This is a genomic window from Corynebacterium sp. AOP40-4SA-5, assembly GCF_052377355.1.
In the GTDB taxonomy this organism is placed as follows: Bacteria; Actinomycetota; Actinomycetes; order Mycobacteriales; family Mycobacteriaceae; genus Corynebacterium.
In genome coordinates this window covers 136,247-149,702 of record NZ_JBQSWS010000005.1, presented here as the reverse complement: position 1 = coordinate 149,702, position 13,456 = coordinate 136,247, and the positions used below count along the sequence as shown (strand labels likewise).

9 protein-coding genes are annotated in these 13,456 nt (G+C 66.2%); all 9 read right to left on the bottom strand.

The genetic code is table 11. The features are described from left to right. Positions 1 to 17: 17 nt before the first annotated feature. The gene (locus tag ACT3S3_RS04745; RefSeq protein ID WP_441579567.1) at positions 18 to 1,058 is read right to left on the bottom strand and encodes an ABC transporter substrate-binding protein; all 1,041 of its coding nucleotides are present in this window, start codon (positions 1,056 to 1,058) and stop codon (positions 18 to 20) included. 49 nt (positions 1,059 to 1,107) lie between these two features. Continuing rightward, positions 1,108 to 2,298 carry an isochorismate synthase gene (locus ACT3S3_RS04740; RefSeq protein ID WP_441579566.1) on the bottom strand — a complete coding sequence of 397 codons (1,191 nt, stop codon included), beginning with the start codon at positions 2,296 to 2,298 and terminating at the stop codon, positions 1,108 to 1,110. Continuing rightward, entirely contained in the window at positions 2,276 to 3,028 is a 753-nt protein-coding gene (locus ACT3S3_RS04735) for an SDR family oxidoreductase (protein WP_301444271.1), read from the bottom strand. Before ACT3S3_RS04735 ends, ACT3S3_RS04740 begins: the two co-directional genes overlap by 23 nt. Beyond that, positions 3,021 to 3,689 (bottom strand): isochorismatase family protein, encoded by a 669-nt coding sequence (locus ACT3S3_RS04730; RefSeq protein ID WP_301444270.1) that lies wholly within the window; start codon positions 3,687 to 3,689, stop codon positions 3,021 to 3,023. The genes ACT3S3_RS04735 and ACT3S3_RS04730 overlap by 8 nt, the downstream gene beginning before the upstream one ends. A gap of 494 nt (positions 3,690 to 4,183) precedes the next feature. After that, positions 4,184 to 5,374 (bottom strand): elongation factor Tu, encoded by a 1,191-nt coding sequence (gene tuf / locus ACT3S3_RS04725; protein WP_444614786.1) that lies wholly within the window; start codon positions 5,372 to 5,374, stop codon positions 4,184 to 4,186. A gap of 411 nt (positions 5,375 to 5,785) precedes the next feature. After that, positions 5,786 to 7,912, bottom strand: a complete 2,127-nt coding sequence (gene fusA, locus ACT3S3_RS04720; protein WP_444614787.1) for an elongation factor G — start codon at positions 7,910 to 7,912, stop codon at positions 5,786 to 5,788. A gap of 113 nt (positions 7,913 to 8,025) precedes the next feature. Continuing rightward, a complete protein-coding gene (gene rpsG, locus ACT3S3_RS04715) occupies positions 8,026 to 8,496 on the bottom strand; it encodes a 30S ribosomal protein S7 (protein ID WP_444614788.1) in 471 nt (156 codons plus the stop codon). 1 nt (position 8,497) lies between these two features. Then, entirely contained in the window at positions 8,498 to 8,869 is a 372-nt protein-coding gene (gene rpsL, locus ACT3S3_RS04710; protein ID WP_444614789.1) for a 30S ribosomal protein S12, read from the bottom strand. A gap of 532 nt (positions 8,870 to 9,401) precedes the next feature. Next, positions 9,402 to 13,373, bottom strand: a complete 3,972-nt coding sequence (locus tag ACT3S3_RS04705) for a DNA-directed RNA polymerase subunit beta' (protein WP_444614790.1) — start codon at positions 13,371 to 13,373, stop codon at positions 9,402 to 9,404. Between the last annotated feature and the right edge of the window lie 83 nt (positions 13,374 to 13,456).

Here is a 13,456-nt window from a genome sequence, read left to right as displayed (position 1 = left end):
AGCATACCCCTCCCGGGTCAGTTGGCGGAGGAGTCCTCGACGGCGTCCTCGAGGTTGTCGAGGACGTCGAAGGCGTCGGTGAATCCGGCGATGGTCCCCTTGCCGAGCGGGTGGACCTCCCCCTGCCGGGAGGCCTCGAGGTCACGGAAGGCGGTCGACTCCATCAGTGTGTCGAGGGAGTCGGTCGTCGAGCCGTCGAACCCCGTCGCGTAGAAGACGAGGTCCGCGTCGCCGAGCACCGAGCTGAGGTTCTCCGCCGACATCTCCTGCTCCCAACCGTCGGCGTCGCGGGTGGCGTCGTCGATGCCGTCGGCGAACCGGGCACCCGCCGGCGTGATGATCTCGCCGGCCATGCTGCCGGAGCCCATCGCGGTGATCTCCTGGTCGTCGTAGGAGGCGAAGAAGGCCACCCGCCGGTCGGCCAGCTCATCACCGTAGGCATCGGCGACGTCCTCCTGACGGGCTCGCAGATCCTCCTCGAGCTCCTCGTAGCGGTCGGTGCGGTTGACCGCGTCGGCGATCTGCGCCACCCGGCCGGACCAGTCCGCCCGCTCGGGCCCGGCGTGCGTGTAGATGTAGGACGGAGCGAGTTCCCGCAGCTTCTCCACGATCTCCTCGTCCACCATGTTCGGCACGAGGATCAGGTCAGGCTCCAGCGCCGCGACGGCCTCGAGGTCCGCCTGGCCGTCCCGGCCGATGTCCGGAACGTCCTTCATCCGCTCGAACTGCTCCTCGGTCAGCAGGGACCTGGTGGCCGTGCCGTTCTGGCCGGCGGGTTCGGTCCCCAGGTCCAGGAGTGCCTGCACGGCGGCGAAGTGCAGGGTGACGATGGTCTGCGGGTCCGCCGGGACCTCCACCTCGTTGCCCTCGGAATCCGTCACCGTGCGCACGTCCCCGTCGGCCACGTCGGTGACCGAGTCGGAGTTGGAGCCGTCCTCCCCGTCGGTGCTGCATGCGGGCACCGCGAGGAGCAGGGCCGCGGCGAGGACGCCGGACGCCGCGCGTCGGCGGGCGTGGCGGTTGGGAACGGTGGCTGAGGGGTGCGGGAAGGACGTCATGAGGGGATCATGACACATTCCGACCCCTTAGGCCAGGCTTTCCTATTGTCTAGACACTGACGGCGCGACGCTGCTGGTTCTGCAGGACGCGCGCGAAGGTGGCGAACTTCGTCGCCGTCTCCCGGTGTTCCTCCTCCGGCACGGAACCGGCGACGATGCCGGCCCCGGCGAAGAGCTGCGCCCGGGGGCCGTCGACGACGCCGCCGCGCAACGACAACGCCCACTCGGCGTTGCCGTTGGCGTCCACCCAGCCGACCAGACCGGAGTACATACCGCGGTCGAAGTCCTCCAGCTCCCCGATGAGCTCACGGGCGGTCGCCGTGGGCCAGCCGCAGACGGCGGGTGTGGGGTGCAGGTCGTAGAGCATCTTCATCACCGACGCCGGCGAACCGACCCCCGGCAACCGGCCGGTGATCCGACTGCCCAGGTGCAGGATCACCGGGGTGGACACCACACTCGGCGCCTCCGGCACCACCACGTTGTTCGCGTGACGGTGGAACACCTCCCCCACCTGGTTGACCACGTGGCCGTGCTCGGCGCGGTCCTTCGGCGAGGTCAGGAGGTTGCGGGTCAGGTCCCGGTCACGCTCCGGGTGCTGACGGTCCCGCGGCACCGAACCCGCCAGCGGGAAACTCGTGACCGCACCGCGCCGGCTGCGCAGGACGAGCTCCGGGCTCGCCCCCACCAGCGAACCCTGCGACTCACCGAGGGCGGCTCGGTAGATGTAGGCGTGCGGGTTCGCCGCACCGAGGTCGGCGACGAGCCGGTCGAGGTCGAAGTCCTGCTCCGCCTCCAGCGACGCCGTCCGGGCGAGGACGACCTTCTTGAGCTCCTCGGCCTCGATCCGCTCCACGGCGCTGGCCACCGCGCGACGGTAGCCGGGCGAATCCGGCAGCGACAGGGGTTCTGCGGCGGCGTTCGCCGCCGTCGCAGCGTCCTGCGCCGCGTCCTGGGCCGTCTCCTGGGCCGTGTCACCGACGGAACCCTCCCGCCAGGTGACCTCCTCGGGCACGTAGAGGACCGCGGGACGTCCGGTGTCGAAGGGGATGCACCCGACGACCGGCCCCTCGTTGCCCAGGTGCACGAGCAGGGACTCGACGGCGTCGGCGACACTGTCGCCGTCCCACACCGACGGGTCCACGACCTGCTTCACGCCCCGGGCCGACAGCCGGTACTCCGGCGTGGAGAAGTCGAACAACATGTCATCGGTACGCGGGTCAACGCTGGCTGGCACCACCATCGACGACCACCTCCTGGAGGGTCATGTGACGGGAACCGTCACCGGTGAGAAAGACGACGACCGAGGCGATGTCCGACGGATCGGCGATTCGCCCCAGCGGAATGCCCGACTTGAACAACTCGGGCTGACCGGCGACCAACGACTCCTCCGAGCCGAGACCGTCGATCATCGACGTGCGGGTGGTGCCCGGGCAGACAACGTTACACCGCACGCCACGGGGCCCCAGCTCAAGGCCGAAGGACCTCGTCACGCTGCTGGCCGCCGCCTTGGACGCCGCATAGGCGACCATCCTGGAGCGCGGCACCGAGCCGGCGTTGGACCCGATGGTGACGATCGAGCCGCCGCCGCGCTCCGCCATCCGCGGGCCCAGCGTGCGGCACAGGGCGAAGACGCCGAAGGCGTTGACGGCGAACTGGCGGTCCCAGTCCTCGTCGCTGGTCTCCTCACCCGGTCCGCCGGCGATCACGCCGGCACCGTTGACGAGGGCGTCCACCGGGCCGACCGAGGACCACACGTCCTCGACGATCGTCGCGACCTGGTCGGAGTCCGAGACGTCCAACCCCACCTGGTGGAGGACGCCCGGCAGTTGCGTCCGCACACGGATGACACCCGCGTCGTGGGACACGTCGGCCGCGGAAACCGTGTGACCGGCCTCCAGAAGTCGGGTCACGACGGCGTTACCGATACCGCCCGCCGCGCCCGTGACAAAGACATGGGACAACTCAACCACGCGCCCCGACCGCAGCCGCCGGACGTGCGAACTGGGTGAGCCCGTCGACGACCGACGCCGTGTCCGTGACGAGGCCGCACCGCGACGCGGCGAAGTCCAGGGTGTGCCGGTGGTCCTCCGGGGTGAAGTCCGCCATCGCGTCGGCGACCAGGAAAGGCTTGACGTCTCGCATGAACGCGGAGGTCGCCGTTGTCAGGCAACCGATGTGGGCGTACACGCCGACGATGATGAGCTGGTCGCGGCCGTCGCCGGCGAGCATGTCCTCGAAGTCCGAGCGGGAGAAGGCGTCGTAGCGCCACTTGGTGAGCACCGTGTCCGCCTCACGCGGGGCGAGGTCGCCCACGATCGCCTGGCGGCCGTCGTCGGTGAGGCCGGGGCCCCAGAAGTCACCGAGGAGCCCGCGGTCGGAGGGGTCCTGGTTCGGCGGCTGAGCGGTGTAGAACACCGGGACACCGGCGGCGTCCGCGGCCTCGCGGAGCCGACGGATGTTGTCGATGACGGTGGCGACCATCGGCGAGTCCTCGCCGAACGCGTCGATGAAATACTCCTGCATGTCATGGATCAGCAGAGCTGCGTGAGGGGCATCAAGCTGCCAGTCCGCGCGATTCCGCGGCAGGGAATCGGCGGCGGGCAACGGGTAAGGTGCAATCGCGGGTAGCACGACGTCCTCCTAAAAGGGTGTGAGGGTATACCGCCATAAGCGACGGCGGCAACAGCATACCCTACCCTTGCTTCACGTATACCAGACCTATCTATGTCATTTGCCACATGCGCGCAGTATTGACACAACTGTCCCGCCACGGACACCGGGACGACATCTGCGCAGCGTATCAGCGGACAATGGCGTTCACCGCTGGCTTGGGGGGTTGCGGGTTGCCAGGATATTGGCAGCGGGCCGTGGGGCGGGGAGGTCCTGCGGGGCGCGGTGGGGCCGTGCGGAATAACCACCCTTCCAGGCAGCCAATCGGCCCGTTTCCCTGTTTGGAAGGGTGATCGCACTGCATGGCCACTCCCCTACGCCTGACGGGGGAACGCGGAGGAGGACCGGGCATGCAAAAAGGACTGCCCCCTCCCGTGCGAACACGGGTGGGGGCAGTCCTCAGTGCCGTCCATCGCGCCGGAGCGCGGGGACGGACCCTGTCAGGTCAGATCAAACTACTTGTTGATCTTGGTGACACGGCCGGCGCCGACGGTGCGGCCACCCTCACGGATGGCGAACCGCAGGCCCTCGTCCATGGCGACCGGCTGGATCAGGGTGACGCTCATGTCGACGTTGTCGCCGGGCATGACCATCTCGGTGCCCTCCGGCAGCTTCACGACGCCGGTGACGTCGGTGGTGCGGAAGTAGAACTGCGGGCGGTAGTTGTCGAAGAACGGGGTGTGGCGGCCGCCCTCATCCTTGGACAGGATGTAGACGGAGCCCTCGAACTCGGTGTGCGGGGTGTAGGCACCGGGCTTGGCGATGACCTGACCGCGCTCGACGTCCTCGCGCTTCAGACCGCGGAGCAGCAGGGCGGCGTTGTCGCCGGCCTCAGCCGAATCCAGCAGCTTGTTGAACATCTCGATGGAAGTCACCGTGGTCTTGGTGGACTTCTCGCGGATGCCGATGATCTCGATCTCGTCGTTCAGGTTCAGCTCGCCACGCTCGACACGACCGGTAACCACGGTGCCGCGGCCGGTGATCGTGAAGATGTCCTCGACGGGCATCAAGAACGGCTTGTCGGTCTCGCGCTCCGGATCCGGGATGGAGTCGTCGCAGGCCTGCATGAGGTCGACGATCGCCTGGGTCCACTTCGGGTCGCCCTCGAGCGCCTTCAGAGCGGAGATCTGGACGATCGGGGCCTCTTCGTCGTAGTCCTGCTCGCCCAGGAGCTCACGGACCTCCATCTCGACGAGCTCGATGAGGTCCTCATCGTCAACCATGTCGCACTTGTTCAGCGCAACGAGGATGTAGGGAACGCCAACCTGGCGAGCCAGCAGAACGTGCTCGCGGGTCTGCGGCATCGGGCCGTCAGTGGCGGCGACGACGAGGATCGCACCGTCCATCTGAGCAGCACCGGTGATCATGTTCTTGATGTAGTCGGCGTGACCCGGCGCATCCACGTGTGCGTAGTGGCGCTTCTCGGTCTGGTACTCCACGTGGGAGATGTTGATCGTGATGCCACGCTCACGCTCCTCCGGCGCCTTGTCGATGGCGTCGAATGCGAAGGCCTGGTTGAGCTCCGGGTAGGTGTCAGCCAGAACCTTCGTGATAGCGGCAGTCGTCGTGGTCTTGCCGTGGTCGACGTGACCGATGGTGCCGATGTTAACGTGCGGCTTAGTACGCTCGAACTTAGCCTTCGCCACTGTGGTGTCCTCCTGGACTCTTCGGTGACTACGACTCTCGCAGCCACGGGGATTATGTACTCCGGTACCGGGTCCACTGCTGGTGCAGCAGCCGGAACACCGGGTCTTTCATTGTGCCGATTACAGCATCGTACAGCGCGTTGGCGGCCGTGACATCCCCGCACCGGAACGGCGGGATTGAAAGGGCTTCCTGCCTACACGCAGGTGCTGGGTAACGGCCAGCACTCTGCATCCTACTGCAACCTGCGCCGCAGCGAAAACCGCGTGGTGACGGCAGGTTACGAGGATACCGGGTGCTGACCCCTACCCTCCCCCGAGGATGGCCGGTGTCACCAGCCGGAGGCTGGGCCGCCGTCCGCGGGGAGGACGAGGTCGCGTCCTTCGGCCGGGGCCGAGGGAGGCGGCGGAGAACTAGGCGTTGCCCGTGCGCTCCGCGATGATCTCGGTCGCCACGGAGGAGGGAACCTCACCGTAGGAGTCGAAGATCATGGTGTAGTTCGCACGACCCTGGGTCTTGGACCGCAGGTCGCCGACGTAGCCGAACATCTCGGACAGCGGGACCTTGCCCTTGACGACCTTGGCGCCGGAGCGGTCCTCCATGGCCGAGACCTGGCCACGACGGGAGTTGATGTCGCCGATGACCTCACCCATGAACTCCTCAGGGGTGGTGACCTCGACAGCCATCAGGGGCTCGAGCAGGACCGGCTTCGCCTTGGCGACGCCTTCCTTCAGGGCCTGGGAACCGGCGATCTTGAACGCCATCTCCGAGGAGTCGACGTCGTGGTACTGACCGTCGATCAGGGTGGCCTTGATGTCGACCAGCGGGAAGCCCGCCAGGTAGCCGTACTGCATGGCGTCCTGGATGCCGGCGTCCACCGAGGGGATGTACTCACGGGGGATGCGGCCACCGGTGACGGCGTTGACGAACTTGTAGTTCGCGTCCTCGCCCTCCTCCAGCTCCTCGGGATCCGGGTTGTACGGCTCGAGGGCGATGATCACCTTAGCGAACTGACCGGAACCACCGGTCTGCTTCTTGTGGGTGAACTCGATCTTCTCGACGGGCTTGCGGATGGTCTCGCGGTACGCGACCTGCGGGGCACCCACGTTGGCCTCGACCTTGAACTCGCGCTTCATGCGGTCGACGAAGACGTCGAGGTGCAGCTCGCCCATACCACCGATGATGGTCTGGCCGGTCTCGTCGTCGAGGTTGACGGTGAAGGTCGGGTCCTCTTCGGTCAGGCGCTGGATGGCGACACCCAGCTTCTCCTGGTCCGACTTGGTCTTCGGCTCGATGGAGACCTTGATGACCGGGTCCGGGAAGTCCATGGACTCCAGGAGGATCGGGTCGTTGATGTCGCAGAGCGTGTCACCGGTGGTGGTCTCCTTGAGACCGATCATCGCGTAGATGTTACCGGCGTGGGCCTTGTCGACCGGGTTCTCCTTGTTGGCGTGCATCTGGAAGAGCTTGCCAACGCGCTCCTTCTTACCGGTGACGGCGTTGAGGACCTGCTGGCCCGGCTCGACGTTGCCCGAGTAGACGCGCACGAAGGTGAGCTTGCCGAAGAACGGGTGAGCGGCGATCTTGAAGGCGAGAGCGGAGAAGGGCTCGTCGTCGTTGGGCTTGCGGGACATCTCGACGTCGTCGTGGCCCGGCTTGTGGCCCTGGATGTTCTCGACGTCCAGCGGGGACGGGAGGTAGTCGATGACCGCGTCCAGCACCGGCTGGATGCCCTTGTTGTGGTACGCGGTACCACAGAGCACGGGGTAGATCTCGGAGTTGATCGTCAGCTTGCGGATGGCAGCCTTGATCTCCTCGAGGGAGAGCTCCTCGCCCGCGAAGTACTTCTCCATGAGTGCCTCGTCGGACTCGGCGACGGACTCGAGGAGCTTCTCGCGGTACTCGGCGGCCTTGTCGGCGAGATCGGCGGGGATCTCCTCGTAGGTCGGCTCAGCGCCGACCTCGACGCGGCCGCGCCAGGTGATGGCCTTCATGGTCAGCAGGTCGACGACGCCGTCGAAGTCGTCCTCGACGCCGATCGGGAGCTGCATGACCAACGGCTTCGCACCGAGGCGGTCGATGATGGTCTGAACGGTGAAGTCGAAGTCCGCGCCCAGCTTGTCCATCTTGTTGACGAAGCAGATGCGGGGGACGTCGTACTTGTCGGCCTGACGCCAGACCTGCTCCGACTGGGGCTCGACGCCCTCCTTGCCGTCGAAGACGGCGACGGCGCCGTCGAGGACGCGCAGGGAGCGCTCGACCTCGACGGTGAAGTCGACGTGGCCGGGCGTGTCGATGATGTTGACCTGGTTCTCATCCCAAAAACAGGTGACGGCGGCGGAGGTGATCGTGATGCCACGCTCCTTCTCCTGCTCCATCCAGTCAGTGGTGGAGGCACCGTCGTGCGTCTCGCCAACCTTGCGGTTGATGCCGGTGTAGTAGAGGATGCGCTCGGTCGTCGTGGTCTTACCAGCATCGATGTGCGCCATGATGCCGATGTTGCGGACCTTCTTCAGGTCCTTCTGCACTTCTTGTGCCACAGTCTATTCCCTCGGTGTTGTTGGAATGTCGTAGATGATTGTGCCATCGACCGGGCGACCACGCAGGTTCCACGCCGGCCGGGAGGAGTCACCCGGGGGTGACTCCTCTCAGATCACCAGCGGTAGTGGGCGAAGGCGCGGTTGGCCTCGGCCATCTTGTGGGTGTCCTCGCGACGCTTGACCGAGGCGCCGAGACCGTTGGACGCATCCAGGATCTCGTTGGCGAGACGCTCGGTCATCGTGTTCTCGCGGCGCTGACGGGTGAAGGTGACGAGCCAGCGCAGGGCCAGGGTGGTGGAGCGACCGGGACGGACCTCGACCGGGACCTGGTAGGTGGCGCCACCGACGCGACGGGAGCGGACCTCGAGGGCCGGCTTCACGTTGTCGAGGGCCTTCATCAGCGTGAGGACCGGGTCGGTACCGGTCTTGTCGCGGCAGGCCTCGAGGGCACCGTAGACGATGCGCTCGGCGGTGGACTTCTTGCCGTCCAGCAGAACCTTGTTCACGAGCTGGGAGACGATGACGTCGTCGTAGACCGGATCCTTGACGACGGGACGTGCGGGTGCGGGACCTTTACGCGGCATTCTACTTCTCCTTCTTGGCGCCGTAGCGGGAACGGGCCTGCTTGCGGTCCTTGACACCCTGGGTATCGAGGGAGCCGCGGACGATCTTGTAGCGGACACCCGGGAGGTCCTTCACACGACCACCACGGACGAGCACCATGGAGTGCTCCTGGAGGTTGTGGCCCTCACCGGGGATGTAGGCGGAGACCTCGATGCCGGAGGTCAGTCGCACACGGGCGACCTTACGAAGAGCCGAGTTCGGCTTCTTCGGGGTGGTGGTGTACACGCGGGTGCACACGCCACGACGCTGGGGCGAGCCCTTCAGCGCAGCCGTGGCAGTCTTGACAGACTTGTCGTGGCGGCCCTTTCGGACCAGCTGCTGGATAGTAGGCATAAACCGACTTTCTGCTTGTTCGTGTCCTGCCGTGCCCCGGGCTCTCCCGGTGCTGATGCCGGTGGACGCTCGTGGTCGGACGAGACCTTCTTCGAGATCATTTCCCTGCTGTGTCAGTCGCGTCTTTGTTTTGAACGTGCCGAAACCCCTCAGCCGCTCTCGCTGGCCTACGGGGTAGAAGTTCATATCCGACCGGAAGAACCGGCAGACGCGTCCTGATAACTGGGACTGTGGCCTGACACTACCCGACACGCCACATACCACCAAATCCCCGCCCCCGCCGCACCCGGGCCCCCGCCGAGATCCGTACTATACAGCCGTACCAGACATCGTTCCCGGCCACAGGCCCGCGAGCGCCTCCCCGCCGCTTCAATTCATCGCCCCTGGACGCGCACTGGTACGTACGTATCAGGTATGGACCCCGCGACCGCCCCTCCCCCACGAACGACGAAGACCCGGCCCCCTTTGAAAGGGGACCGGGCTTTGCTCTGCTTCGCGGGTGGGCCGGCGGCGTTAGGCCACCGGGCACCTGCTAGTTCAGGTCGATGTCGTCCAGCGGGACGGCAGCGCCGGTGAACTCACCGTAGGAGTCGTCACCGTAGAAACCGTCACCGAATGTGGACGGCAGCTGGTAGGCGGCCGCGCGGGCCTCCTCGGTCGGCTCCACCGCGATGTTGCGGTACTTGGAGATACCGGTACCGGCCGGGATCAGCTTACCGATGATCACGTTCTCCTTGAGGCCGATGAGCTTGTCCGAACGCTTGTTGATCGCAGCGTCCGTCAGCACACGGGTCGTCTCCTGGAAGGAGGCGGCCGACAGCCAGGAGTCGGTGGCCAGCGAGGCCTTGGTGATACCCATGATCTCGGCACGCACCTCCACCGGACGTCCACCGGTCTGCACCGCAGCCTTGGAGGCGGACACGGCGTCGGCGTGGTCGACGAGAGAACCGGGCAGGTACTCGGTCGAGCCGGAGTCGATGACCGTCACGCGGCGCAGCATCTGACGCACGATGATCTCGATGTGCTTGTCGTGGATGGCCACACCCTGGTCACGGTAGACCTTCTGGACCTCGTTGATCAGGTGCTGCTGGACGCCACGGCGACCCATCACGCGGAGCACCTCGTGCGGGTCAGCGGAACCCTTGAGCAGCTGCTGACCGCGGGAGACCGAGTCGCCCTGCTTGATCTGGCGCTCGAAGTCGCCGACCTTGATGACGGCCAGACCCTGACGCTTGGACAGCTTCTCGTACACGACCTCGTCCGAGCCGTCGGCCGGGATGATGGTCAGGGTGTAGAAGTTGTCGTCGTCCTCGATCCGCACCTTGCCGTCGACCGAGGCGATGGGCGCCTTGGCCTTCGGGACGCGGGCCTCGAACAGCTCCTGGACACGGGGCAGACCGCCGGTGATGTCTCCACCGACACCACCCTGGTGGAACGTACGCATGGTCAGCTGGGTACCCGGCTCACCGATGGACTGCGCGGCGACGATACCCACGGCCTCACCGATGTCAACCTTCTTACCGGTTGCCATGGAACGTCCGTAGCAGGTCGCGCAGACACCGGTGGCGGTGTCACAGGTCATCACGGAGCGGACCTTAAGGGTAGCGACACCGGCGTCGACGAGCTGCTGGATCTCCGGGTCGCCCAGGTCCTGGCCGGCCGGGATGACGACGTTGCCCTCGGGGTCCACGGCGTCGGCGGCGAGGAAACGGCCGGTGGCCGCGGTCTCGACGAACTCCGCACGACGGAACTTCCCGGTCGGGTTGCCCTCGGCGTCCGGCACAGCCTCCGCCAGCGGGATGGTGACGCCCTTGGACGTGGTGCAGTCGTCCTCGCGGACGATGACGTCCTGCGCGACATCCACCAGACGACGGGTCAGGTAACCCGAGTCGGCGGTACGCAGCGCGGTATCGGCCAGGCCCTTACGCGAACCGTGGGAGTTGTTGAAGTACTCCAGCACCGACAGGCCCTCACGGAAGGAGGTCTTGATCGGACGCGTGATGTAGTCACCACGCGAGTTCGTGACCATGCCCTTCATACCGGCCAGCGTCCAGATCTGACGCATGTTGCCGGCCGCGCCGGACTTCACGATCATCGGGATCGGGTTGTCGTCCGGGTAGAGCTGCTCGACGGACTCACCGACGAAGTCGGTGGCTTCCTTCCACAGGTCGACTAGGGAGTTGTACCGCTCCGTCGCGTTGATCTTGCCGCGAGCCATCTTCTTCTCGATGACGCGGGCACGCTCCTCGTAACGGTCGAGGATCTCCTTCTTGTTCGGCAGTACCAGCACGTCGTGCATGGTGATGGTCACGCCGGAACGGGTCGCCCAGTAGAAACCGGCGTCCTTGAGCTTGTCCACGGTCTGGGCGACCGTGATCATCGGGTACTTCGCGGCGAGGTCGTTGATGACCGCGGCCTGCGGCTTCTTGGCCATGACGTCGTCGACGAAGGGGTAGTTCCACGGCAGCAGGTCGTTGAAGAGCACGCGGCCGAGGGTGGTGTGGGCGAGCCACACCTCCCCCTTCTGCCAACCGTCGGGGAAACGCTCGGCCTCGACATCCGCCGGCGGACGCAGGTGGTCGATGCGGACCTTGATCGGGGCCTGCAGACCCAGGACGCCACGGTCGCGGGCCATGATGGCCTCGGCGAGGGTGGAGTACACGCCCCGCTCGGGACCGTTCTCGTCGGCCGGGGTGTAGGCACCCTGGCCGCCGATCTCGTCCACGGACTTCTGCAGCGTCAGGAAGTACAGGCCGGTGACCATGTCCAGACGCGGCATGGCCAGGGGCTTACCGGACGCCGGGGACAGGATGTTGTTCGAGGCGAGCATCAGGATGCGGGCCTCGGCCTGGGCCTCGTCGGACAGCGGCAGGTGCACAGCCATCTGGTCGCCGTCGAAGTCGGCGTTGAAGGCCTCACAGGCCAGCGGGTGCAGCTGGATGGCCTTACCCTCGACGAGCACCGGCTCGAAGGCCTGGATACCCAGGCGGTGCAGGGTGGGCGCACGGTTCAGCATCACCGGGTGCTCGGCGATGGCGTCCTCGAGCACGTCCCACACCTCGGGACGCTGACGCTCGACCATCCGCTTGGCGGACTTGATGTTCTGCGCGTAGGACTTCTCGACCAGGCGCTTCATCACGAACGGCTTGAAGAGCTCCAGGGCCATCTGCTTGGGCAGACCACACTGGTGCAGCTTCAGCTGCGGACCGACGATGATCACCGAACGACCGGAGTAGTCGACACGCTTACCGAGCAGGTTCTGACGGAAGCGGCCCTGCTTGCCCTTGAGCAGGTCGGACAGCGACTTCAGCGGACGGTTGCCGGGGCCCGTGACCGGGCGGCCGCGGCGGCCGTTGTCGAAGAGCGCGTCGACGGACTCCTGCAGCATGCGCTTCTCGTTGTTCACGATGATCTCGGGTGCACCGAGGTCCAGCATGCGCTTCAGGCGGTTGTTGCGGTTGATCACACGACGGTAGAGGTCGTTGAGGTCGGAGGTCGCGAAGCGGCCACCGTCGAGCTGCACCATCGGGCGCAGCTCCGGCGGGATCACCGGGACAGCGTCCAGGACCATGCCGGCCGGGTCGTTGCCGGAACGCAGGAACGCGGCGACGACCTTCAGGCGCTTGAGGGCGCGCAGCTTCTTCTGGCCCTTGCCGTCGCGGATGATCTCGCGCAGCTTCTCGGCCTCGGCCTCGAGGTCGAAGGAGCGGATGAGGGTCTGGATGGACTCCGCGCCCATGCCGCCGGTGAAGTAGTCCTCGTAGCGGTCGACGAGCTCGGTGTAGATGCCCTCGTCCACGATCATCTGCTTCGGGGCGAGCTTGACGAAGGTGTTCCAGATCTCGTCGAGACGCTCGACCTCGCGCTCGGCGCGCTCACGGATGTGGCGCATCTCGCGCTCGGCGGAGGTCTGGACCTTGCGCTTGGCGTCGGCCTTGGCACCGGCGGCCTCGAGCTCGGCCAGGTCGGCCTCGAGCTTCTCGGAACGCTCGGCCAGATCGGCGTCGCGCTCGTTCTCGACCTCCTTCTTCTCCACCAGCATCTCGGCCTCGAGGGTGGTCTGGTCGTTGTGGCGACCTTCCTCATCCACGGAGGTGATGATGTTGGCCGCGAAGTAGATGATCTTCTCGAGATCCTTCGGAGCCAGGTCCAGCAGGTAGCCCAGACGGGAGGGCACACCCTTGAAGTACCAGATGTGCGTGACCGGGGCGGCGAGCTCGACGTGGCCCATGCGCTCACGGCGCACCTTGGACTTCGTCACCTCGACACCACAGCGCTCACAGATGATGCCCTTGTAACGGACTCGCTTGTACTTGCCGCAGGCACACTCCCAGTCACGGGTGGGCCCGAAGATCCGCTCGCAGAACAGACCGTCCTTCTCGGGCTTCAGGGTGCGGTAGTTGATGGTCTCCGGCTTCTTGACCTCGCCGTGGGACCAACGACGAATGTCGTCGGCGGTCGCGAGACCGATACGCAGTTCGTCAAAGAAGTTGACGTCCAGCACGTGGACTCCCTTTCCCCTCCGTCTTCATACGGAGGGCGGTAGTACGGGTGGTGCAGTGAAAAAAGGTCGTTGTCTGGTGGTGG

Bases quoted from the DNA above. Each gene is read 5' to 3' on its own strand.
- ACT3S3_RS04740 (WP_441579566.1), bottom strand. From the start codon at position 2,298: ATGGTGGTGCCAGCCAGCGTTGACCCGCGTACCGATGACATGTTGTTC.
- rpsL (WP_444614789.1), bottom strand. From the start codon at position 8,869: ATGCCTACTATCCAGCAGCTGGTCCGAAAGGGCCGCCACGACAAGTCT.
- rpsG (WP_444614788.1), bottom strand. From the start codon at position 8,496: ATGCCGCGTAAAGGTCCCGCACCCGCACGTCCCGTCGTCAAGGATCCG.
- ACT3S3_RS04745 (WP_441579567.1), bottom strand. From the start codon at position 1,058: ATGACGTCCTTCCCGCACCCCTCAGCCACCGTTCCCAACCGCCACGCC.